Below are 20,891 nucleotides of genomic sequence, written 5' to 3'. Positions count from 1 at the left end.
GGAGGCGCTGACTGCATTCGCGGCGGGTGAGGTGCGCACCCATCACGCGTTGCTAATCAGATCTCCTTCTTCTGCATCGCTCCGGCGATGTAGTCGGCCTGGCGGATCGCCAGCGCCACGATGGTCAGCGTCGGATTGCACGCCGCGCCGGTGGTGAACTGGCTGCCGTCGGAGACGAACAGGTTCTTGATGTCGTGGGTCTGGCCGAACTTGTTGACGACGCCGTCCTTGGCCTTCTCGCTCATCCGGTTGGTGCCGAGATTGTGCGTCGAGGGATAGGGCGTGGTCGGGTAGGTCACGGTGGCGCCGACCGCTTCGTAGATCGCCGAGCCCTGCTTGTAGGCGTGGGCGCGCATCGCGACGTCGTTGGGGTGGTCGTCGAAATGCACCGAGGCCACGGGCATGCCGAACTTGTCCTTGGCGACCGGATCGAGCGTGATGCGGTTGGTCTCCTGCGGCATGTCCTCGCCGACCAGCCACATGCCGGCCATGCGCGGATAGGTCTCCATCGCCGCGGTGAAGCTGCGGCCCCAGGCGCCGGGGTTGAGGAACGCCGCCATGAACGGCAGGCCGAGCGACAGCGTCTCCATCTCATAGCCGCCGACGAAGCCGCGCTTCGGATTGAACGCCGCCTCGTCGCGCACGATGCCGGCCATCGTGGTGCCGCGATACATGTGCACCGGGTTTTCGAACGTCGCATAGACGCTGCCGGTCATGTGCCGCATGTAGTTGCGCCCGACCTGGCCGGAGGAGTTGGCGAGGCCATCCGGGAACATGTTCGAGGCGCTGTTGAGCAGGAGGCGCGGGCTCTCGATCGAGTTGCCGGCGACCGCGACGATGCGGGCCTTCTGCAGCTGCATCTTGCCCTGGCTGTCGGCATAGACCACGCCGGTCACCTTGCCGGAGGCGTCATGCTCGATCTTGATCGCCATGCTGCCGGATCGCACTTCGAGATTGCCGGTGGCCTCGCCCTTCGGAATCTCCGTGTAGAGCGTCGACCATTTCGCACCGGACTTGCAGCCCTGGAAGCAGAAGCCGATCTGCTGGCACGAGCCGCGGCCGTCGCGCGGCTGCGAATTGATCGCCATGTTGCCGGTGTGCACGGTCTTGTAGCCGAGCTTGCGGGCGCCGGCTTCGAGGACCTTGAAGTTGTTGTTGCCGGGCAGGCCGGGGATGTCGTTGGTGCGGGTGACGCCCATCTTGAACTCGGCCTTGGCGTACCACGGCTCCATCTCGGCGAGCGTCACCGGCCAGTCCATGAGGCTCGAGCCGGGCACGCCGCCATAGGTGGTGCGGGCCTTGAACTCGTGCTCGTCGAAGCGCAGCGAGGCGCCGGCCCAGTGCACGGTGGAGCCGCCGACCGCCTTGACGATCCAGGCCGGCAGGTTGGCGAAGTCCTTCGCCACGCGCCAGGTCCCGGATGTCGTTCGCATGTCGGTCCAGGCGAGCTGGGTGAAGCTCTCCCATTCGTCGTTGATGAAGTCGGGAATCTCGTAGCGATTGCCCGCCTCGAGAATGACGACCTTGATGCCCTTCTGCGCGAGCTCGTTGCCGAGCGTGCCGCCACCGGCTCCCGAGCCGATGATGACGACGACGCTCGAATCGTTCTGGTCGAATTTTGCCATGGTGGTTTCCTCCGTGTTTTCTGTTGTTCGCCGGCGTCAGGCTTTCGGCAGCCAGTCGATGTCGGAGAAGCCACGGTTGATGTAGCCGCCATGCTCGGCGGAGGAGCCCTCGTAGCCGAACTTCGGCCAGAGCTCCTTCTGATTGTAGAGCGACACCACGAGGTCGCCGCGCAGCGTCTTGAAGAAGGTCGTCTGCTCGATGCCCTGGAGCAGCGCGACGCGGTCGGCCTCCCACGGCACCTGGGTGTAAGCCACCTTGTGGCGGTCCCGCGCGTCCTGGTCGAGCCGGGCGACGCCGTCATTGATCATCGCCTTCACGGCGGCATCCTCGGCGGCCTTGCCGTCCCACGGCTTGACCGCGGTGATGTAGTAGCGGTCGGCGAGGAAGTCGTGCGGGTAGATGTCGCGCGCGACCTTCACCAGCGTCTTCAGCGTCGCCGGCGTCAGCGCCTTGGCATCCTCGGCCCAGGCATCGGTGATCCCCAGCCCGGTGGCGGAGGCGACAGCGGCGGCCGGCACGGTCGAGGCCGCGCCCTTGAGAAAAACGCGGCGGTCGTATTTGTTGCGGCGATCGACTTCTCTCATGGGTATCCTCCGTGGGTTTTTTGCTTATGTATTTGCGTCGTTCTGCGGCTAGCCGAAGCGGCCGCCGCGCTGGATGACCTCGATCTTGTAGCCGTCGGGGTCGCTGACGAAGAAGAACCGCGCCAGCGTCGCCCCATTGTGCTTGAAATCGCGCAACGGGCCCGGCGCCAGGTTCTCGCGCTCGAAGCGGGCATGCTCGGCATCGAGATCGTCGACGACGACGGCGAGATGGCCGTAGCCGTCGCCGAGCGTGTACGGCTCCTTGCGATCGTAGTTCACGGTCAGCTCGACCTCGAAGGGCGACGACGGATGGCGCAGATAGATCAGCGCGAAGCCGTCGAAGCGGAGGTTGTCGGCGATCTCCAGGCCGAAGGCGCGCTTGTAGAAGTCGAGCGCTTTCGCTTCGTCGAAGACGCGGATCATGGAGTGTACGGGCTTGGCCATCTCAATTGTCCTTCAAATAGTTGATGATCGTGGCGCGCACGTCGGGCTTGGCCTGGCGATAGGCCATCACGGCGCCGGGGATCAGCCCTTGCGGATTGGTCAGCCAGGCGTCGAGCTTGGCCTCGTCCCAGGTGAAATCGGCCTTGGCGAAGCCGGCCGAATAGCGGAAACCTTCGATCGAGCCGGCGCGGCGGCCGACGATCTTCGACAGCGGCGGCCCCTGCCGCATCGGCTCGGCGCTGCTCAGCGTATGGCAGACGCCGCATTGCTGCTTGAACAGGGTGGCGCCGTCGACGGGCTTCGGCGCGGGCAGCGTCATCTGCGCCGACGCGATCGTGGTGCTCAGCACCGCGCCAATGAATGCCCCGCACAGAAGAAGCGCATCTTGCGCCGCACGCCGTCCCGCCATCGTTCCTCGCTCGCAATTTTTCCGGAGCGTAGGTCGCAGGTGGAGCGCCGTGGTAGTAGCCGGCTGTTTCAGCGGGAACAAAGCGTGCGCAGCAGTCGTGCGCGCCGCAGGAATGTCAGCGTTACGGACTAATCGTCGAAACGGCGCGCCCCGCGCCCCGCCTTGACGTCGCTGCGGAGCTTCTTGCCCTCGAGCCGGCGCTGCTTGGAGCCGAAGGTCGGCTTGGTCGGGCGCCGCACCTTCGGCCGCACCATCGCTTCGCGGAGCAGCGTGACCAGCCGCTCGATCGCATCGGCCTTGTTGCGCTCCTGGGTGCGGAAGCGCTCGGCCTGGATCACGATGACGCCGTTCTTGGTCATGCGCTGGCCGGCGAGCCGCGCCAGCCGTGCCGCGGCATCCTCCGGCAACGTGATGCGGCTGGTGTCGAAGCGCAGTTGCGCCGACGTCGACAGCTTGTTGACGTTCTGGCCGCCAGGGCCGGAGGCGCGGACGAACGAGATCTCGATGTCGTTCTCGTCGATGGCAAGGTCGCGGGAAATCCGCAGCATGGAGCACCAGGGGGAATCGAGGCTTTCGCGTGCACCATAGCGGTTTTAGGGGCGGCGTGCGCGGGTTCGCGTCGACGGCACCGTTGACCCGGGACAGTCATCACAATCTCCGCTGTCATCCCGGCGAACGCCGGGATCCATACCCCAGGGAGCAGTTTGGGGCAGGCGGGTCATTGACATCTCGTCCCCATCATTTCGGCTGCGGCGTATGGGTCCCGGATCTGCGCGCGCCTTGCGCGCTTGTCCGGGACGACAGCGGTTGGTGTGGCGGACTTCACGGTTCAAACAGCGGGGACGATCAGCTAGGACACGGCTTCGCGCTCTCGCGGCATGCCTGCCCGAGGCTTGCATCGTCGTGGCCCTCGCTGAGAATGCAGAGGGCGCGGGGAATGCCGGGCGCTGGCCGCACCCATGGCCCGCCTGCGAAAAAAATGCAGGCGGCAGGTACCACAGGTTCAGCCGAGGCATCCCGGCATTCCCCGCGCGACGGTCTTCACGCTTATACGCGCTCTCCTCGGTGCACCGGGCTTGTTGGCCACCGTCGCCCGCCGGATCATCATCACCGGCGAGCTTGGCATCAGCGTCGGGATGCCAGGACCACGCGACTTCACGTCCGCGACAGATCGTTCGTCCGCGCCTTCGCTCAGAAGACGCTGCGATCTCTCGCGGCCATCGCATCCCCGCCTCGCGTGTCGTGACGATCGCGATGCGCCCCTCTGCGGTGAGGCGGGATAAGGAGAGTTGATCATGAATTCGGAAAAATAGCAAGATAATTATTCGTATGTGACGTCGGTGTGTTGGCCCCGCTGTCGTCCCGGGCAAGCCGTCGGCGCCGCGAAGCGGCGTCGATGGCGCCGACCCGGGACCCATACGCCGCAGCAGATGTGAGGCGCGAGATGCCCAACACCAGCCTGCCCCAAAACACCTCCCTGGGGGTATGGGTCCCGGCTCAAGGCCGGGACGACACCATTTTTGTCGATGCCGCGGTGGGAAGCCACGAGCAGCCGTCATGGCCGGGCTTGTGCAGCCTGCGCGGCTGAAGTCGCTTTGGAGTGGCGAAGGCTCGGCCATCCACCTGCGTCAATTGCCCCAAAACGTGGATGCCCGGGACAAGCCCGGGCATGACGTCGCCATTGATAGTTATTCTGCGTCGTTGCAGGCGAGCGCGCCTTCGCAAGCTCAGTTCGTCTTCGTCACCGGAGCCGTGACTGGGGCTTGCGCCGGTTCGGCGGCCGCCTGCGGCGTGCGGCCGACGACGGCGGTCAGCAGGCCCTGGCTCCAGAGCTGCTTGGCCGCCTTCTTGGCGTCGTCCAGCGTCACCGCGTTGACGATCTCGCTGCGCTTCTCGATGTAGTCGATCGGCATCTTGTCGAGCTGATATTGCAGCATCGCCTGCGCCAGCTTGGAGGAGGTGTCGAGCGCGAGCATCTGCGAGCCGTTGATGTAGGACTTGGCCTCGTCGAGCTCCTGCTGGGTCGGGCCTTCCTCCGCCATGCGGCGGATCTCCTGCTCGACGGCTGCGATGGTCTCGCCGGCGCGGTCGAAGCGGGTGGCGGTGTTGCCGATGAACAGCGCCGAATGATCCATCCACAGCAGCGCGTCATAGACGGAGTAGGCGAGGCCGCGCTTCTCGCGCACCTCCTTGTAAAGCCGCGACGACAGGCCGCCGCCGCCGAGGATGTGGTTGACCACATAGGCCGCCATGAAGTTCGGGTCGTGGCGGCGGATGCCGGGACCGCCGAAGGTAATCACCGTCTGCGGCACGTCGAGCGGCACCAGCGCACGCTGCGGCGGCCTAGTGGCGACGACGTCGGGCACTGGCGTCAAAGTGGCCTTGGCGGGCAGGCTGCCAAACGTCTGGTCGAGCAGCTTGCCGAGCGTGGCCGGGTCGACGTCGCCGACAACCGCGACCTTGAGCGTGTCCTTGGCGAGCACGCGGCCGACATAGGCCTTGAGATCGTCGACGGTGATGGTCGGCACGCTGTCCAGCGTGCCGTTGGCCGGACGGCCGTAGGGGTGGTTGGGGAAGGCAAGCTTGAGGAACTTGCGGCCCGCCAGCGAGCTCGGATTGGTGGTCTCGCGGCGCAGGCCGGAGATCACCTGCGAGCGGATGCGCTCGACGTCGGCGCTGTCGAAATGCGGCGACGTCAGCGCTGTCCGCAGCAGCTCGAACGCCTCGTCCTTGTTGTCGCGCAGCATGCGCAGCGAGCCGCGGAATTGATCGCGCGAGATCTGGAAGGAGAGCTCGATGGCGCGGCGGTCGAGCCGCTCGTGGAAGGTCTTGGAGTCGAGATCGCCGGAGCCTTCGTCGAGCAGGTCGGCCACGAGATTGCCGACGCCGGGCTTGCCGACCGGGTCCTGCGAGGCGCCGCCCTGGAACGCATATTCCATCGCGATCAGCGGCACGGTGGCGTCCTGCACGAACCAGGCTTCGATGCCGCCGGGCGACACCAGGTGCTGGATCTTGGTCGCCGCATGGGCGGCAGGAGCGATCGTGAGCGCGGCGGCGCCGACGGCGAGCGCGCAGGCGAAGCGGCGGGCGAAGGTCATTGTGTTCATCACGACCGCTTCTCCTCGCGCTTGGCCGCATTGTCCTTGATCAGATAGCCGGTGACCGAGCGCTTCTTCTGCAGCCAGGTCTGCGCGGCGGCGCGGACCTGCTCGGCGGTCACGGCCCGGATGCGGTCGGGCCAGCTCCTGATGTCCTCGATGCTGAGACCTGTGGTGAGGCCGCCGCCATACCAGCGCGCCATGGTCGCCTGGTTGTCATTGGCGTAGATCGCCTCGGCGATGAGCTGCGTCTTGACGCGTTCGAGGTCCTCGGCGCGCACCGGGTTCTGTGCGATCTCGGCGATGACGCTGTCGACGACAGCCTCGACCTGGGCGAAATCGACGCCCGGACGCGGCGCGACCGCGATCGAGAACTGGCTCGGATCGAGCGACGTGCCCTGATAGGACGCGCTGGCATTGACCGCGAGCGGCTTGTCGACGACGAGCGCACGGTAGAGATAGGAGTTGCTGCCGCTGCCCATCAGTTGCGCCAGCACGTCCAGTGCGGCCGACTGGCCGGGGGCAGCCGTGGTGGCCGAGGGCACCAGATAGAAGCGGCGCATCGACGGCTGCTCGACATGCGGGTCGGCCAGCGTGACCGTGCGCGGCGCCACCGGCTCGGGCTCCTGCGGCCGCAACCGGCGCGCGGGGATGTCGGGTTGCGCGGGAATCTTGGCGAAGGTCTGCTCCACGAGCGGGCGCACTTCCTTGGCGTCGGTGTCGCCGGCGATCACCAGGATGGCGTTGTTGGGCGCGTAGAAGCGGCGATAGAACGCCAGCGCATCCTCGCGGCCGAGCTTCTCGATCTCCGGCCGCCAGCCGATCACCGGCCGGCCATAGGGGTGGTTGACGTACAGCGCCGCCATGATCTGCTCGTTGAGGCGCGCTTCCGGCGAGTTGGCGACGCGCATGTTGTACTCTTCGAGCACCACGTCGCGCTCGGGCAGCACGTTCTCGTCCTTCAGCACGAGGCCGGTCATGCGGTCGGCCTCGAACTCCATCATCTTCGGCAATTGATCGCGCGGCACGCGCTGGAAGTAGCCGGTGTAGTCGACCGAGGTGAAGGCGTTCTCATTGCCGCCGATCTTCAGGACCGTCTTGGAGAACTCGCCGGCGGGATGCTTCTCGGTGCCCTTGAACATCAGATGTTCGAGGAAGTGCGCCAGGCCCGACTTGCCGGGCGTCTCGTCGGCGGAGCCGACCTTGTACCAGATCATCTGCGTCACGACCGGCGTGCGGTGATCCTGGATGACGACGACCTGCAGGCCGTTGGGGAGGGTGAAGCTGGTGGGGGGCTCGGAGGCGAACGTCGTTTGCGCCGAAGCGCCGGCCGTGAACGCGATGAGGGAGACGAGCGCGGCGGCGACGGATTTGAACCGGTGCGAGGACATCATGATCCTTCTGGAGGCCCGCAGGGAGGGGCGATCGGGTTTGAGCGCAGCATGCTACATCGCGCCGGACGGCGCCCGACGTCACAAAACGGCGACATCGTGCCGCCGCGAGACATTAAATTTCGCTAACGCCAGCGAAGCCGGCATCTCCGGGCGAACGGGGCGGTGCCGCCGTCACCGTTCCTTGCCGGTCATGATGTCCATCTGCTTGCCGCCGATCGGCTCCTGCTTGCCGGTGCCGTAGGCATAGCTCGGCGACGGCGTCTGGTAGCCGGGCGGCGGCTGGGTCAGGCTTTCACGCTGCGGCTCGCTGGTGAACGGCTTGGTCTCGCTGTCGCTGCCCTTGAACATGCCGAACAGGCCGCCTTTGAAGCCCAACTGTGACGGGCTCATCATCGGGTTGTTGGCGACGCCGGGCTGAATCGGCTCAGTCGACTTGGCGGCGGCCGTCCGCCCCATCTTCATCTCGGCCGGGGTCAGCGGGCGGGCCGCATTGACCGGATCCTTGTTTTCCTTCTTGCGCGCGGCGGCCGCGGCACGGCGTTGCTGTTCGTCGGGGTCCTTCGGCCAGTTCGGCGCGGTCGCCTGCGCCGCGGCGGCGGGCGGCGGCAGATCGAGCTTGGGCGGAACCACCAGCGGCGACCGCTCGCGGTATTCGATGGAGGGCGTCTCCATGTTGGTGCCGCCGAGGCCGCGCATCAGATTATCGATGATCTTCTCTTCGAAGGTCTTGTCGTCTTCCTCGTCGTCCTGGGCACGGGCGGCGCCGGCGGCCATGACGAGGCCGATGCCGAGCGCGACGGCGGACAGCCGCAGGGCGCGAATGGCCGCGTGGGTCACGATCCGGCCGCTGACTTCGGTCTTGCGCATGGCTTTTCCCGTCCTCGCTTGTGCAGTGCTCGGGCTCCGACGAACCGGCCGCGAATCCACCGATTTGGACGCTCGCCGCAGGCGGCTGGTCCGGTCACCGCGCCAGTCCCGAAAACGTGAAGAACCTCAGGCTCTTGGCTCCGGGACAGCACCCGCCGGTATCGACCCCGATCAGGGCGCTTTTGCGGCATGAGCCCCGAAGAAGGAGTCATACAGCAGGCCCGCCACCCCGGCAACGATGGCCACGTCGGCCATGTTGAAGATGTACCAGTTGTAGACCGTGCCGCCGATCTGGATGTGGAACAGCGCGAAATCGACCACCGCGCCATAGGCCAGCCGGTCGATGCCGTTGCCGATGGCGCCGCCGATGATCAGGCCGAGCGCCGCCGTCGCCAGCTTGCTTTCCGCACGCGCCATCCAGATGCCGAGGGCGACCACCGCGACGGCCTTCACCGCCATCAGCCCATATTGCGCCAGCGCGCTCTCGCTCTGCAGCCAGCCGAAGCTGATGCCGATGTTCCAGGCGAGGTAGAGGTCGAAGAACGGGGTGATCCTGACGGTGCCGCTGTTGGGCAGGTCGAACACGTACAGCAGCCACAGCTTGGAGGCCTGGTCGATGACCAGGGTGGCGAAGCCGGCGATGAGGCCGAGACGGAGGCGAGGGGTCATTGCAAGCCGGTGAGTTGACCACCAAGCCGGCCGCAAACACAGCTGTCGTCCCGGCGAACGCCGGGACCCATATCGCGGACGGCCGATTGGTGAAAAGGACTCGGAGTCATCAGTCTTTGCCTACCAAGACGGCCGGTGGTTATGGGTCCCCGCGTGCGCGGGGACGACGGCGGAGTGTGACGCGCGATCGCGCCTCACACGCCCACCCCCAGCGCCTTCCATTCGCGCAGCGCCTGCGCGTCGCGCGGGGACACGTCGGGATAGTCCTTGTCGTCGCCGACGCTCTCCAGGATCTTCCAGGAGCGGGCGCACTTCTTGCCCACGGCCTTCTCGACGACCACCGCCACACCCGGCACCGCATCGAGCCGGAACGCATCGGCCGGCGCGTCGCCCTCGCGGACCTCGTAGTTCGAGGTGATGCAGACCTCGGCCAGATCCGTATCGAACAAGGTGCCGAGCAGCGCGCGGTCGGCGACGTAGATGATCGGCGAGGCCTCGAGCGAGGAGCCGATGGTCTTGGCGGCGCGGGCGAGCTCCAGCGCGCCGGTGACGACGCGCCTGACGTTGCGGATGGTCTCCCACTTCGTCGCGAGCGCGTCGTCGCGATAGCCGTCCATCGCCTCCGGGAACAGGGTCAGATGCACCGACGGCTCGGCGTCCGGCCTGTACATCCGCCACGCCTCGTCGGTGGTGAAGGACAGCACCGGCGCCAGCCATTTCAGGATGGCGTCGCAGATCAGGTCGATCGCGGTCAGCGCCGCCTTGCGCGCCACCGACGACGGCGGATCGCAATACAGCGTGTCCTTGCGGATGTCGAAATAGAACGCCGACAGCTCGGTGTTCATGAACGCTGCCAAGCTCGCGATCACGGTCTTGTAGTCGAACGCGGCATAGGCGCGGGTGATGGTCTCGGCCTGCTGCGAGAGCTGATGCAGCATCAGCCGCTCCAGCTCCGGCATATCCGCGAACGCGACCGCATCGCCGCGCTTGTAGTGGTGCAGGGTGCCGAGCATCCAGCGGATGCTGTTGCGCAGCTTGCGGTAGGTCTCGATGGTGTTCTTGAGGATCTCCGGGCCGATGCGCTGGTCGTCGGCATAGTCTGTGGCGCAGACCCAGAGGCGCAGGATGTCGGCGCCGGAGTCCTTGATCACCTTCTGCGGCTCGACGGTGTTGCCGAGCGACTTCGACATCTTGCGGCCGTTCTCGTCGAGCGTGAAGCCGTGCGTCAGCACCACGTCATACGGCGCGCGGCCGCGGGTGCCGCAGCTTTCCAGGAGCGACGAGTGGAACCAGCCGCGATGCTGGTCGGAGCCTTCCAGGTACATCACGGTGTCCCGGCCGCCGTCGACTTTGCGCTTGATGCCGGCGAGGCCGGGGAAGTGCACGGGGTCTTCGAGCACGAAGGCATGGGTCGAGCCGGAGTCGAACCAGACGTCGCAGATGTCGTCGACCTTCTTCCAGTCCTCGTTGGCGCGGGACCCGAGGAAGCGCTCGCGCGCGCCGTCGGCGTACCAGGCATCGGCGCCCTCCTTGGCGAAGGCGTCCGTGATGCGGGTGTTGACGGTCTCGTCCTGTAGGATCTCGGCGGATCCGTCGCCGGTCTCGCGCACGAACACCGCGATCGGCACGCCCCAGGCGCGCTGGCGCGAGATCACCCAGTCCGGGCGGTTGGCGATCATGCCGTTGATGCGGTTCTGGCCGGCGGCCGGCACCCATTGCGTGACCGAGATCGCGCGCAGCGCGCGGGCGCGCAGCGTGTCGCCGGATTTCGCGTGGCCATGGTCCGCGATGTCCTTGTCCATCGCGATGAACCATTGCGGCGTGTTGCGGAAGATCACCGGCTTCTTGGAGCGCCAGGAATGCGGGTACTGATGCTTCAGCCGGCCTCGCGCGAGCAGCATGCCGGCCTCGGTCAGCGCCTTGATGACGGCCTCGTTGGCGTCGCCCTTCTCGCCCTTGTCGTTGATGACGCGTTTTCCCGTGAAGCCCGGCGCATGGTCGGTCAGCGCGCCGTTCTCGTCGACGGTGTAGGGGATGGTGGTCGCAATGCCCCTGCCGTCGAGCTCGCGCCCATGCGCCATCCAGACGTCAAAATCCTCGCGGCCATGGCCGGGCGCAGTGTGCACGAAGCCGGTGCCGGTGTCGTCGGTGACGTGGTCGCCGGGCAGCAGCGGCACGGTGAAGCCGTAGCCGCCGGCGAGGCCCTTCAGCGGATGGGCGCATTCGACGGCATCGAGCGTGTCGCCGGGGACGTCGCGCAGCCTGTTGTAGCTCGTGACGCGCGCCTGCTTGAACACGCCGTCGGCCAGCGCATCCGCCAGGATCAGCTTGTCGCCGGTCTTGGCCCAGTTGTCAGCCGGCGCGTCGGTGACCTCATAGAGGCCGTAGGCGATCTTGGGCGAGAACGAGATGGCGCGGTTGCCGGGCAGGGTCCAGGGCGTGGTGGTCCAGATCACCACGGAAGCGCCGGCGAGCGCGCCATGCGCCGGCGAGGTCACCGGAAACTTCACCCACACCGTGTCGGACTGATAGTCCTCGTACTCGACCTCGGCCTCGGCGAGCGCGGTCTTCTCGACCACGCTCCACATCACGGGCTTGGAGCCGCGATACAGCGTGCCGTTGGCGGCGAACTTCATCAGCTCGCGGGCGATCTGCGCCTCCGCCGGATAGGTCATGGTGGCGTAGGGATGATCCCAGTCGCCGATCACGCCGAGACGCTTGAACTCCTCGCGCTGCACGTTGAGCCAGTGATCGGCGTAGGCGCGGCACTCCCGGCGGAATGCAACCATGGCGGCGGAGTCGCGGAAGTCGGGCTTGGTCTTGCCCTTCTTGCGGTAGTTCTCCTCCTCGATCTTCCACTCGATCGGCAGGCCGTGGCAGTCCCAGCCGGGCACGTAGTTGGAGTCGTGGCCGAGCATCTGCTGGCTCTTGGTCACGACGTCCTTGAGGATCTTGTTCAGCGCGTGCCCGATGTGGATGTTGCCGTTGGCATAGGGCGGGCCGTCGTGCAGGACGAATTTCGGCCTGTTCTTGGCGGTCTCGCGCAGCTTGCCGTAGAGGTCGATGTCGCTCCAATATTTCAGGATCTCCGGCTCGCGCTGCGGCAGGCCGGCGCGCATCGGGAATTCCGTCTGCGGCAGGTACAGGGTCTTGGAATAGTCCTTGGCGTCGGATTTCTGGGCGTCGGGCTTTTGCGGCTTTTCGGACATCGTGATCTGGCTGGCTGAGCTTCAAGAGGGCGCTGAGACGCGATTTCGATCGCGGGCGGCGGAACGAGCAGAGACATCCCGGTCTTGCGCCGAGCTCGAAGCTCAGGCGGAAGCCGGGCCGCTAATGCCGATGATGCGCCGTATCAACATGGGGCTCCCTCATAGCAGGGGGGCTGCGAAATCGCAAAGCGCAGTTCGCGGGGAGGCGGTCAGCCGATCTCGCCGAGCCGGGGGAAGAGGCCGGGGGCGGCCGCCAGCAAGGCGCGGGCCCGGGCGCTGTCGTCGTCCATCTGCCGGACCAGGGCCTCGATCGAGGTGAATTTGGCCTCCTCGCGGATGAAGCCGATGAAGGCGACATCCAGCACCTCGCCGTAGAGGCTGTCCTTGAAATCGAACAGGAAGGTCTCGAGCAGCGGTGCGCCGTTGTCGAAGGTCGGGCGGCGGCCGAAATTGGCGACGCCGTCGATCAGCACCCGGTTCGCGCCGCGGCCGCGGCCGACCCGGACGGCATAGATGCCGTGGCGCAGCCCGCAATCGCGATCGAGCCGCATGTTGGCGGTGGGGTAGCCGAGGTCGCGGCCGCGCTTCTCGCCGTGGATGACCTCGGAGCTCACGAACCAGGGGCCGCCGAGCATCGCGGTCGCCTCGCTGACCTGGCCCTCCGCCAGCGCTTCGCGGATCGCGGTGGAGGACACCGGCCGCTCGTCGATGTCGACATGGGCCTGGATGTCGACCTCGATGCCGAGCTTGGGCGCCTCGTTGGCGAGCAGGCTGGGCGAGCCGACGCGGCCCTTGCCGAAATGAAAGTCGTAGCCGACCGCGATCCCGGCGACTCCGAGCCGCCCGATCAGGTCATGGTGAATGAAGTCCTGCGCCGAGGTCTGGGCGCGGCCCTTGTCGAAGGTCATGACCACGGCGCCGGCAAGCCCGGTTCCGGCCAGCAGCCGCAGCTTGGCGGTCTCGTCTGTCAGGCGGAACTGCGGGGTGTTGGGGCTGAAGAAGCGCCGCGGATGCGGCTCGAAGGTCAGTGCCAGCGCCGGGCGCCCCTTCGCCTTGCCCATCTCGATGGCCGCCTCGATCACGGCCCGGTGACCGAGATGGACGCCGTCGAAATTGCCCATCGCCACCACCGCGCCCTTGAGGATGTCCGATGGCGGGGTGGAATCGCGGATGACCTTGAAATCGGGCATGTGACGGAAATATCTCGCGGATTTCGGTGGGCCGCCGGCGGGCGGGGATTGCCCTGACGGTGGGCGGCCGGCCCCGCGAAGTCAAGCCGAAGGGGTTCCTCCGCTCATGCGGCGCAGCAATAGCGACATGCAGCCGCAGCGCAGTTAACGCGCTGTTTAACGGCTGATGCTACTGCTCAGAGCGGATGGCGGGGTCGGTTACGACCCGTGCCGCAAGAGCGTTTTTGTAACAGTCTGCGCGTTGTGTTCGCGTCTGGGGGAGTCAAGATGGCGGTTGATTTGACGATGCCGGTGCTCGTCGTCGACGATTACAGCACCATGATCCGTATCATCAGGAATCTTCTCAAGCAGATCGGGTTCGAGGACATCGACGATGCCAGCGACGGCTCGATGGCCCTCAACAAGATGCGCGCCAAGAAATACGGCCTCGTGATCTCCGACTGGAACATGGAGCCGATGACCGGCTACGACCTGCTCCGCGAGGTCCGCGCCGATCCGAACCTGGCGACCACGCCGTTCATCATGATCACGGCGGAATCCAAGACCGAGAACGTGATCGCGGCCAAGAAGGCCGGCGTGAACAACTACATCGTCAAGCCGTTCAACGCCGCGACCCTGAAGACCAAGATCGACGCGGTATTCCCGGACATGGCGACGGCCTGAGGCCGGCCTGATCCACATCCCATGCGAAAGACGCCCGGCACCCGGCCGGGCGTTTTTCGTTTCAGGATCCGCTCACCACTTCAATTCGCGCATCAGGGCGCGCGGCGGGTGGCCGAACAGCTCCTTGACCGAGGCCGGGTCGAGCTGCTCGACGCCGGCGAACTCCTCGGAATGGATGCCGCGGGTGACGAACAGGCAGTCGATGCCGAAGCCGTGCGCGCCGGCGAGATCGGTGCGGACGGAATCGCCGATCGCCAGCACCTCCTCGCGCGCGACCTTCCGGCCGGCGTGCTGCTCGGCGAGCATCATGGCGCGCTCGTAGATCGGCCGGTGCGGCTTGCCGTAGAAGATCACCTCGCCGCCGAGCTCGCGGTAGAGCTCGGCGATGGCGCCGGCGCAATAGATCAGCCGGTCGCCGCGCTCGACCACGATGTCCGGATTGGCGCAGATCAGCGGCAGCTTGCGCTCGCGCGCGCGCAGCAGCATCGGCCGGTAGTCCTCGGCGGTCTCGGTCTCGTCGTCGTAGAGGCCGGTGCAGATGATGTAGGACGCTTCTTCGAGCGGCGACAGCGCCAGGTCGAGACCGCGATGAATGGAATTGTCGCGCTCGGGGCCGAGCCAGAACACCTTGCCGCCGGGATGATCGGCCACGTAGTGGCGGGTCAGGTCGCCGGAGGAGACGATGGCGCTGTAGACCTCGTCGGCGACGCCGAGCTTGCGCAACTGGCGCTGGACCGAATCGGCCGGCCGGGGCGCGTTGGTGATCAGGATCACCGTACCGCCCTGGCGGCGAAAGTGGTGCAGCGCGTCGCAGGCGTCGGGGAAGGACTCCAGCCCGTTATGGACCACGCCCCAGATGTCGCTCAGCAGCACCTGCTTGCGGCCGACCAGATCGCGCAGCCGCTCTTCGAAGCGGAGAACGGTCATGGCAGCCGGCTGATTTCAGAGGGTCCCGGCGGCACGGCGGGCGAGGGCGGCATTGCCGCTGCGCGTCGGAGCATTGGTCTGTGACGCGTCCAGAGAGGTGGTGCCGGCGGCATTGGGGTCCTGAATCTTGATATCCTGCCCGCCCGATGGGCCGGCGGCGGCCTCGCCGGTAGCAGATGCGCCCTCGGGTCGCAATGGGCGGGGCGGCGCGAACAGGAAGCCCTGGCCGAAGCGGACGTCGTAGTCGAGCAGGTCGACGACGCTGTTCTCGCCTTCGATCCGCTCGGCGATCAGGTCGATGCCGAAACGGCCCAGCAGATCGGAGAGATCGGTCGGGTGAATGTCGGAGGCCGAGCTCTGCTTGGGGTCGAGCAGCAGCGCGGCCGGGACCTTGATGAAGCGGACACCGCGATCGGCAAGCTCGCGCGGCTCGAACCGGAGGTCGGTGACATGGTCGATCGAGAAGCGGTAGCCGCGCTGGGCCAGGGCCGCGAGATGCTCGGCCCCGGTCGGGCCGAGGCTGCGCAAGGTCGACTGCTTGAATTCGAGCACGAAGGACGGCGCCAGGGCGCGATTCGCTTCGAGGAAATCGAGGCATTGTGAAAAGTTGGCGGGGCTGCTGAGGGTCGCCGCGGAGATGTTGCAGAAGATGCCGACGTCCTTGTTGCGAACCATCAGGCGGCGCAGCACCTGGACGCAGCGAAGCAGAACCATGTGGTCGATGCGCCCGACCAGGCCGGCGGCTTCCGCGATGCCGATGAAGTCCTCGGCCGCGACCACCTGGTCGCGCTCGTCGCGAAGCCTCGTCACCGCCTCGTAGAAGCGCACCTTGCGCTGCGGCAGCGTCACCAGCGGCTGCAGGTAGATGTCGAGGCGGTTGTCCTCGATCGCGCCTTTGACCGCGGCGAGGATCTGCGGCTGGCTGCGCGGCACGGCGGGGGCAACCGGCGTCGACGGAGCCGGCGTCGTGATCTTGGAGGCTGCTGGTACGGCAGTGACCGCCGGGGCCTGCGGTTTGGGCGGCAGGGGGGCGGCACCCGATGCCGCGCTGAACGTCCCGGGGGTCTCGGGCATCCTCTGCTCGATGTCGCTCGGCGGCAGCGCGGTCATCTCGCGCGCGCCGCTGGAGGAAGCGGCCGCCGGGAGCGGATGATCGGCCTCGCGAACCATGCCGGCAGCAGCTCCCGGCGGTGGTGCCGGCGGGATCGCCGCGATCAGGTCTTCATGCTGGGCCACGGTGACGGCGAGCTGCTTCATCAGTCCGCCGAGCTCGTTGATCTCGCCGATCACGCCCTGCAGGCGATCGGCGCTGACCGAACTCGACGACACGATGCGTCCCTCGACCGCCGACAGGCGTCGGCCGAACTCGGCGACCTGGCGCGCGAGGTCGGCGGTGCCGCGCGACAGATCGGCGATCTGGCTGCCGATATCGGTGCGGTCGCGCAGCCGCATCGACACGGCGTTGTAGAGAATCAGGAACGTCAGTGCGGCGAGCGCGACGATCGCGGATTCCGAGCCACTGATGCCGGCCACCGAATACAGGATCAGGCCGAGCGAGGCTGCGACCAGAACCATACAAATGGCAATGAAAATCGTGGAGATACGGATCATGCTGCGCGACGCTCCCAACCGAATGCAACCTTAGCACTTCTGTTGATTCGCGAGGATAGTCGGCGGGATTCAAATACCGGGAGAGGCCGATGATTTCCCGTCTGCGTGTCATTTACGCAAGTTCACCGGGGAAAGCGGAGTGTCATCGTAGTGTCGCCGACCCGTAGAACACCGGGGAAAGCGCCACGCGGACTCCAGACACATTGAGACATGCGCGCGATGCCATGAGCTGATCAACGGGTGTTGCTGATCAACTCAACCGAGCCGGTGATTCTTCGATGTCCGTCGAACCGCGCCTGTCGCTGTCGGGGCAGGCTTACGCGCTGCGGTGACGCCGGCGCAGGGCGGCCACGCCGAGCAGCAGTGCCGCAACGGCGACACCGACGGGCACGTTGACCCGGCCGAGTGCACCCGCAGCTCCGCTCCCGTGATTCGTGGAGGTCGATGACGGTGCCAGGGGGATGGTGTCGGGATCGATCTCGTCCGCGTCGGGTTCCCGGGCCACGGGCGCTGCGATCGCCACGCGCAGCCGGCTGGAGAGTGAAGGATAGTGCGGCGTCGGACTGCGCAACTTCACCGCCGCGATGATCGCGCAGATCACCGCCAGCGCGACCAGGATGCCGCCGACCACAGCGAATGCGGTGAACAGGCCGTAGGTCATTTCCACCCAGCGGAACAGCGCGGTCAATCCGACGATGCAGGCGGCGATCAGGAAGATGCCCGCGGTGGCGAACAGCCCGGCGGCGACGGCGTAGGACGTCACCGTTCCGGTGGCCTGCCGGGCGCGATCGCGCATGTAGGCCTGGGTGGCGCGCCTGACGCGGTTGAGTCTCTGCTCGAGCCCCAATCGCAGCAGCTCTCCTGGCGGTGCAAGCATGCGCGTCCTCCGATGATCCATCGCCGCGCGCGAACCGCCGGCTCGCGACATGAACGTGGAGGATTTGCGAAGGTTCCCTGCGCACGCGCGAGGCTATTGTCGGCCGGCATGCGACATGTGGAAAGCCGCAATGACCGTTCTTGGGGATCGTAGAAACAAAAATGGCGGCCACGCGGGCCGCCAATTCTGCTCCTGGCCGATCATGGCCGATTGGTCGCCGAATGGCTTACGCCACGGCCTTGATGACCTTGCCGACCTTCTCGATGATCTCGCCGACCTGATCCTCGCTGATGATCAGCGGCGGGGTCAGCGCCAGCGTGTCACCGGCGATGCGCAGCATCAGGTCGTTGTTGTGGAAGGCGGTCTCCATCGCGGAGTAGCCGCGCTTGCCAGCCGCGTCGGGTAGCGGCGCGAGGTCGATGCCGGCGGTGAGACCCACGGTGCGGATGTCGAGCACGTTGGGCAGGCCCTTCAGCGACATCACGGCGTCGGCGAATTTCGGCTCTATGGCGCGGGCGTGCTCGAACAGCTTGTCGTCGCGGTAGATGTCGAGCGTGGCGAGGCCGGCGGCGCAGGCGATCGGATGCGCCGAGTAGGTGTAGCCGTGGGTGAACTCCACCATGTGCTCGGGGCCGCTCATGAAGGCGTCGTGGATGGTGTCGCGCACCAGCACGCCGCCCATCGGGGCCGCGCCATTGGTGACGCCCTTGGCGAAGGTCAGAAGGTCAGGCGTCACGCCGTAGCGCTCGGCGGCGAAGGCGTAGCCGAGGCGGCCGAAGCCGGTGATGACCTCGTCGAAGATCAGCAGGATGCCGTGCTTCTGGGTGATCTCGCGCAGCCGCTTGAGGTAGCCCTTCGGTGCCGGGATCACGCCGGTCGAGCCGGCCATCGGCTCGACGATGACGGCGGCGATGGTGTTGGCGCCGTGCAGGTTGACGAGGTTTTCCAGCTCATCGGCGAAGTGCGCGCCGTATTCCGGCTCGCCCTTGGTAAAGGCCTGCTTCTCGCGGTCATAGGTCGCGGGGATGTGGTCGACGCCGGTCAGCAGGGTGCCGAACAGCTTGCGGTTGTTGACGATGCCGCCGACCGAAGTGCCGCCGAAGCCAACGCCGTGATAGCCGCGGACGCGGCCGATCAGGCGGGTGCGGCTGCCCTGGCCGTTGATCTGGTGATAGGCGAGCGCCATCTTCAGCGCGGTGTCGGCCGCCTCCGAGCCGGAGTTGCAGAAGAACACGTGGTCGAGGCCGGCGGGCGCGAGATCGGCGATGCGGTTGGCCAGCTCGAACGCCTGGGGAATGCCGAATTGGAACGGCGGTGCGTAGTCGAGCGCCGCGGCCTGCTGGCCGATCGCCTCGGCGATCTGGCTGCGGCCGTGGCCGGCGTTGCAGCACCACATGCCGGCGGCGGCGTCGATGATCTTGCGGCCATCGACGGTGATGTAGTGCATGTCCTTGGCACCGGCGAGCAGGCGCGGGTTCTTCTTGAAGGCGCGGTTCGCGGTGAACGGCATCCAATGCGCGGCAAGATCATTCGGAACGGTGACGGCGGGGCGGGGGCTCTTGTCCAGCATGGGGACCTCTCGGACGTTCAAGGCAGGTTGTGCGACGGCGGCAGCATGATCCGGAAAGGTGGCGAACCGGTGCCAGGACAGCTTGCCGAAACGGATCGTGCTGATGGGCCTGAATGCGCGCGCCGACGTGGTCAGCCGATGATCCGGGCCGGCGCCAAGCTATCAGTTTCGCGAGCCGACGGAAACGTCAAAGGTCCAGCGTTCCCTGCTGCCCTGGTGAGCGGTTTCTGCACAGCGGCAGCAGATTGTGCCGGATATTGGAAGTCGCTGCGTCAATTCGCGCCAACCGGGCGCTGTGCCCTGGGGCAGCCGCGTCTCATCACACGAGATCGCGCGCGGTGATCCAGAACACCTCGCCCTCGGAGTCCTCGGTGTCGAGCCAGAGCAGCGGCAGGTCGGGATAGGCCGCCTCGATCTGCGGACGGTCGCGCCCGACCTCGCACAACAATCCGCCCTCCGCAGTCAGATGGTCGCGGGCCTGGCTGAGAATGCGATGGATGATGTCGAGCCCGTCGGTGCCGCCGTCGAAGGCCAGCGCCGGCTCGGCGCGGCATTCCCGGGGCAGGCCGGCCATGCCCTCGGCGTCGACATAGGGCGGGTTGGTGATGATCAAATCGTAGCGGCGCTGGCTGAGCGGTGCGAACAGGTCACCGCGGTGCAGCGAGATGCGCTCGCCGAGGTCGTAGTCGGCGACGTTCTTCGTGGCGACCGCGAGCGCGTCCTTGGAGATGTCGACGGCGTCGATCACCGCATTGGGGAAGTGGCGGCTGGCCAGGATCGCCAGACAGCCAGAGCCGGTGCAGAGGTCCAGCACGCTGTCCACGGCCAGCGGATCATCGATCAGCGAGGTGCCATCGGCCTCGGCGCCGCCGAAATGCGTCTCCAGCAGCTCGCCGATGAACGAGCGCGGCACGATGACGCGCTCGTCGACGTAGAACGGCAGGCCGCGCATGTAGACCTTGTTGACCAGATAGGCCGCCGGCTTTCGCGTGGTGATTCGGGCCGTGATCAGGTCGAGGATCATCTTGCCTTCGGCCGCGGTGACCCGGGCCGTGACGAAGCTCTCGAACTGATCGGGGCGCAGATGCAGCGCCTCGCCGATCAGGAAGGCGGCCTCCGACACCGGATCGGTGGTGCCGTGCGCAAACACCAGACCGGCGTCCTGGAAGCAGCTCACCGCGTAGCGCAGATAGTCGAGCAGGCTGACCAGCTCGCCCGCATTGACCTTCGGCAGCTTCGGCGCCGCCGCCTTGCGCGGCGCTGCCGTCTTGACCTTCTTCGCCATCACGACTTCCAGCGCGCCGCGGCGGCATCGTCGTGGCTCTTGGCCTCGACCCAGCTGCCGCCATCATTGGTTTCCTCGCGCTTCCAGAACGGCGCGTTGGTCTTGAGATAATCCATCAGGAACTCAGCCGCCTCGAACGCCGCCTGACGGTGGCTGGAGGCGGTCACCACCAGCACGATGTTCTCGCCCGGCCGTATCCGGCCGAAGCGGTGGATCACGGTCAGGCCCTGCAGCGGCCAGCGCGCCATCGCCTGCTCGGCGTGCCGCATGATCTCGGCCTCCGCCATGCCCGGGTAATGCTCGAGCGTCAGCGCGGTGATCGGCGTGTCATGGTCGTTGCCGCGGCACAGGCCGGAGAAGCTGACGACGGCGCCGATGTCGGTGCGGCCATGGCTGAGGGCTGCGATCTCGGCGGCGGTGTCGAAATCCTCGTGCTGCACGCGGACGGTGACGATCGCGGTCATGGAC

At 66.7% G+C, this 20,891-nt stretch carries 18 protein-coding genes; 1 reads left to right on the top strand and 17 read right to left on the bottom strand.

What is annotated here, in order from left to right:
* Window positions 1–56: 56 nt before the first annotated feature.
* From ACQR2C_RS03165 to ACQR2C_RS03115, 11 genes are all read right to left on the bottom strand, one after another.
* The gene (locus tag ACQR2C_RS03165; protein WP_316236853.1) at window positions 57–1,625 is read right to left on the bottom strand and encodes a GMC family oxidoreductase; all 1,569 of its coding nucleotides are present in this window, start codon (window positions 1,623–1,625) and stop codon (window positions 57–59) included.
* 36 nt (window positions 1,626–1,661) lie between these two features.
* Window positions 1,662–2,210 (bottom strand): gluconate 2-dehydrogenase subunit 3 family protein, encoded by a 549-nt coding sequence (locus tag ACQR2C_RS03160; RefSeq protein ID WP_434848809.1) that lies wholly within the window; start codon window positions 2,208–2,210, stop codon window positions 1,662–1,664.
* Between the two features lie 48 nt (window positions 2,211–2,258).
* Window positions 2,259–2,654 (bottom strand): VOC family protein, encoded by a 396-nt coding sequence (locus ACQR2C_RS03155; protein WP_316179443.1) that lies wholly within the window; start codon window positions 2,652–2,654, stop codon window positions 2,259–2,261.
* A gap of 1 nt (window position 2,655) precedes the next feature.
* On the bottom strand, window positions 2,656–2,973 hold the full coding sequence (locus tag ACQR2C_RS03150) for a c-type cytochrome (protein WP_434848813.1): 318 nt from the start codon (window positions 2,971–2,973) through the stop codon (window positions 2,656–2,658).
* A 218-nt stretch (window positions 2,974–3,191) separates the two neighbouring features.
* Window positions 3,192–3,611: an alternative ribosome rescue aminoacyl-tRNA hydrolase ArfB gene (gene arfB / locus ACQR2C_RS03145; protein WP_006610408.1), complete on the bottom strand. Its 420-nt coding sequence runs from the start codon at window positions 3,609–3,611 to the stop codon at window positions 3,192–3,194.
* Window positions 3,612–4,790: 1,179 nt separating this feature from the next.
* The gene (locus ACQR2C_RS03140) at window positions 4,791–6,170 is read right to left on the bottom strand and encodes a M16 family metallopeptidase (RefSeq protein ID WP_434880405.1); all 1,380 of its coding nucleotides are present in this window, start codon (window positions 6,168–6,170) and stop codon (window positions 4,791–4,793) included.
* Window positions 6,170–7,555, bottom strand: coding sequence for a M16 family metallopeptidase (locus ACQR2C_RS03135; protein WP_316217117.1), 1,386 nt, complete (start codon window positions 7,553–7,555; stop codon window positions 6,170–6,172). The genes ACQR2C_RS03140 and ACQR2C_RS03135 overlap by 1 nt, the downstream gene beginning before the upstream one ends.
* A gap of 171 nt (window positions 7,556–7,726) precedes the next feature.
* Window positions 7,727–8,422 carry a hypothetical protein gene (locus ACQR2C_RS03130; protein ID WP_315801940.1) on the bottom strand — a complete coding sequence of 232 codons (696 nt, stop codon included), beginning with the start codon at window positions 8,420–8,422 and terminating at the stop codon, window positions 7,727–7,729.
* A 171-nt stretch (window positions 8,423–8,593) separates the two neighbouring features.
* A complete protein-coding gene (lspA, locus tag ACQR2C_RS03125) occupies window positions 8,594–9,091 on the bottom strand; it encodes a signal peptidase II (protein WP_434880404.1) in 498 nt (165 codons plus the stop codon).
* A 194-nt stretch (window positions 9,092–9,285) separates the two neighbouring features.
* Window positions 9,286–12,300: an isoleucine--tRNA ligase gene (gene ileS, locus ACQR2C_RS03120; protein ID WP_434880403.1), complete on the bottom strand. Its 3,015-nt coding sequence runs from the start codon at window positions 12,298–12,300 to the stop codon at window positions 9,286–9,288.
* Between the two features lie 209 nt (window positions 12,301–12,509).
* A complete protein-coding gene (locus ACQR2C_RS03115) occupies window positions 12,510–13,490 on the bottom strand; it encodes a bifunctional riboflavin kinase/FAD synthetase (RefSeq protein WP_434880402.1) in 981 nt (326 codons plus the stop codon).
* A 267-nt stretch (window positions 13,491–13,757) separates the two neighbouring features.
* Between ACQR2C_RS03115 and ACQR2C_RS03110 the strand changes: the two genes are divergently transcribed.
* Complete coding sequence (locus ACQR2C_RS03110) at window positions 13,758–14,153, top strand: response regulator (protein WP_006613531.1); 396 nt, start codon at window positions 13,758–13,760, stop codon at window positions 14,151–14,153.
* A gap of 72 nt (window positions 14,154–14,225) precedes the next feature.
* On the opposite strand, the gene ACQR2C_RS03105 is transcribed toward ACQR2C_RS03110, so the two are convergent.
* The 6 genes from ACQR2C_RS03105 to ACQR2C_RS03080 all read right to left on the bottom strand — a co-directional run bounded on the left by ACQR2C_RS03105 (window position 14,226) and on the right by ACQR2C_RS03080 (window position 20,887).
* Entirely contained in the window at window positions 14,226–15,080 is an 855-nt protein-coding gene (locus tag ACQR2C_RS03105; protein ID WP_315801944.1) for a TIGR01459 family HAD-type hydrolase, read from the bottom strand.
* 15 nt (window positions 15,081–15,095) lie between these two features.
* Window positions 15,096–16,691 carry an EAL domain-containing protein gene (locus ACQR2C_RS03100; protein ID WP_434880401.1) on the bottom strand — a complete coding sequence of 532 codons (1,596 nt, stop codon included), beginning with the start codon at window positions 16,689–16,691 and terminating at the stop codon, window positions 15,096–15,098.
* Window positions 16,692–17,007: 316 nt separating this feature from the next.
* A complete protein-coding gene (locus tag ACQR2C_RS03095) occupies window positions 17,008–17,568 on the bottom strand; it encodes a phage holin family protein (RefSeq protein ID WP_315801946.1) in 561 nt (186 codons plus the stop codon).
* A 226-nt stretch (window positions 17,569–17,794) separates the two neighbouring features.
* Window positions 17,795–19,138 carry an aspartate aminotransferase family protein gene (locus ACQR2C_RS03090; protein ID WP_315801947.1) on the bottom strand — a complete coding sequence of 448 codons (1,344 nt, stop codon included), beginning with the start codon at window positions 19,136–19,138 and terminating at the stop codon, window positions 17,795–17,797.
* 319 nt (window positions 19,139–19,457) lie between these two features.
* Window positions 19,458–20,423 carry a 50S ribosomal protein L3 N(5)-glutamine methyltransferase gene (prmB, locus tag ACQR2C_RS03085; RefSeq protein WP_434880400.1) on the bottom strand — a complete coding sequence of 322 codons (966 nt, stop codon included), beginning with the start codon at window positions 20,421–20,423 and terminating at the stop codon, window positions 19,458–19,460.
* Entirely contained in the window at window positions 20,423–20,887 is a 465-nt protein-coding gene (locus ACQR2C_RS03080; RefSeq protein ID WP_434880399.1) for a molybdenum cofactor biosynthesis protein MoaE, read from the bottom strand. The genes prmB and ACQR2C_RS03080 overlap by 1 nt, the downstream gene beginning before the upstream one ends.
* Window positions 20,888–20,891 lie beyond the last annotated feature (4 nt).

It is taken from the genome of Bradyrhizobium sp. HKCCYLRH3061, assembly GCF_051168015.1.
Taxonomy (GTDB): Bacteria; Pseudomonadota; Alphaproteobacteria; order Rhizobiales; family Xanthobacteraceae; genus Bradyrhizobium.
Note: the sequence above shows the minus strand (reverse complement) of the source record. Positions and strands in the feature narration are given on the sequence as shown.

Bases quoted from the DNA above. Each gene is read 5' to 3' on its own strand.
- ACQR2C_RS03090 (WP_315801947.1), bottom strand. From the start codon at position 19,138: ATGCTGGACAAGAGCCCCCGCCCCGCCGTCACCGTTCCGAATGATCTT.
- ACQR2C_RS03140 (WP_434880405.1), bottom strand. From the start codon at position 6,170: ATGAACACAATGACCTTCGCCCGCCGCTTCGCCTGCGCGCTCGCCGTC.
- lspA (WP_434880404.1), bottom strand. From the start codon at position 9,091: ATGACCCCTCGCCTCCGTCTCGGCCTCATCGCCGGCTTCGCCACCCTG.
- ACQR2C_RS03135 (WP_316217117.1), bottom strand. From the start codon at position 7,555: ATGATGTCCTCGCACCGGTTCAAATCCGTCGCCGCCGCGCTCGTCTCC.
- ACQR2C_RS03155 (WP_316179443.1), bottom strand. From the start codon at position 2,654: ATGGCCAAGCCCGTACACTCCATGATCCGCGTCTTCGACGAAGCGAAA.
- arfB (WP_006610408.1), bottom strand. From the start codon at position 3,611: ATGCTGCGGATTTCCCGCGACCTTGCCATCGACGAGAACGACATCGAG.
- ACQR2C_RS03160 (WP_434848809.1), bottom strand. From the start codon at position 2,210: ATGAGAGAAGTCGATCGCCGCAACAAATACGACCGCCGCGTTTTTCTC.
- ACQR2C_RS03100 (WP_434880401.1), bottom strand. From the start codon at position 16,691: ATGATCCGTATCTCCACGATTTTCATTGCCATTTGTATGGTTCTGGTC.
- ACQR2C_RS03150 (WP_434848813.1), bottom strand. From the start codon at position 2,973: ATGACGCTGCCCGCGCCGAAGCCCGTCGACGGCGCCACCCTGTTCAAG.
- ACQR2C_RS03095 (WP_315801946.1), bottom strand. From the start codon at position 17,568: ATGCTTGCACCGCCAGGAGAGCTGCTGCGATTGGGGCTCGAGCAGAGA.
- ACQR2C_RS03115 (WP_434880402.1), bottom strand. From the start codon at position 13,490: ATGCCCGATTTCAAGGTCATCCGCGATTCCACCCCGCCATCGGACATC.
- ileS (WP_434880403.1), bottom strand. From the start codon at position 12,300: ATGTCCGAAAAGCCGCAAAAGCCCGACGCCCAGAAATCCGACGCCAAG.
- ACQR2C_RS03105 (WP_315801944.1), bottom strand. From the start codon at position 15,080: ATGACCGTTCTCCGCTTCGAAGAGCGGCTGCGCGATCTGGTCGGCCGC.
- prmB (WP_434880400.1), bottom strand. From the start codon at position 20,423: ATGGCGAAGAAGGTCAAGACGGCAGCGCCGCGCAAGGCGGCGGCGCCG.
- ACQR2C_RS03130 (WP_315801940.1), bottom strand. From the start codon at position 8,422: ATGCGCAAGACCGAAGTCAGCGGCCGGATCGTGACCCACGCGGCCATT.
- ACQR2C_RS03165 (WP_316236853.1), bottom strand. From the start codon at position 1,625: ATGGCAAAATTCGACCAGAACGATTCGAGCGTCGTCGTCATCATCGGC.
- ACQR2C_RS03080 (WP_434880399.1), bottom strand. From the start codon at position 20,887: ATGACCGCGATCGTCACCGTCCGCGTGCAGCACGAGGATTTCGACACC.
- ACQR2C_RS03110 (WP_006613531.1), top strand. From the start codon at position 13,758: ATGGCGGTTGATTTGACGATGCCGGTGCTCGTCGTCGACGATTACAGC.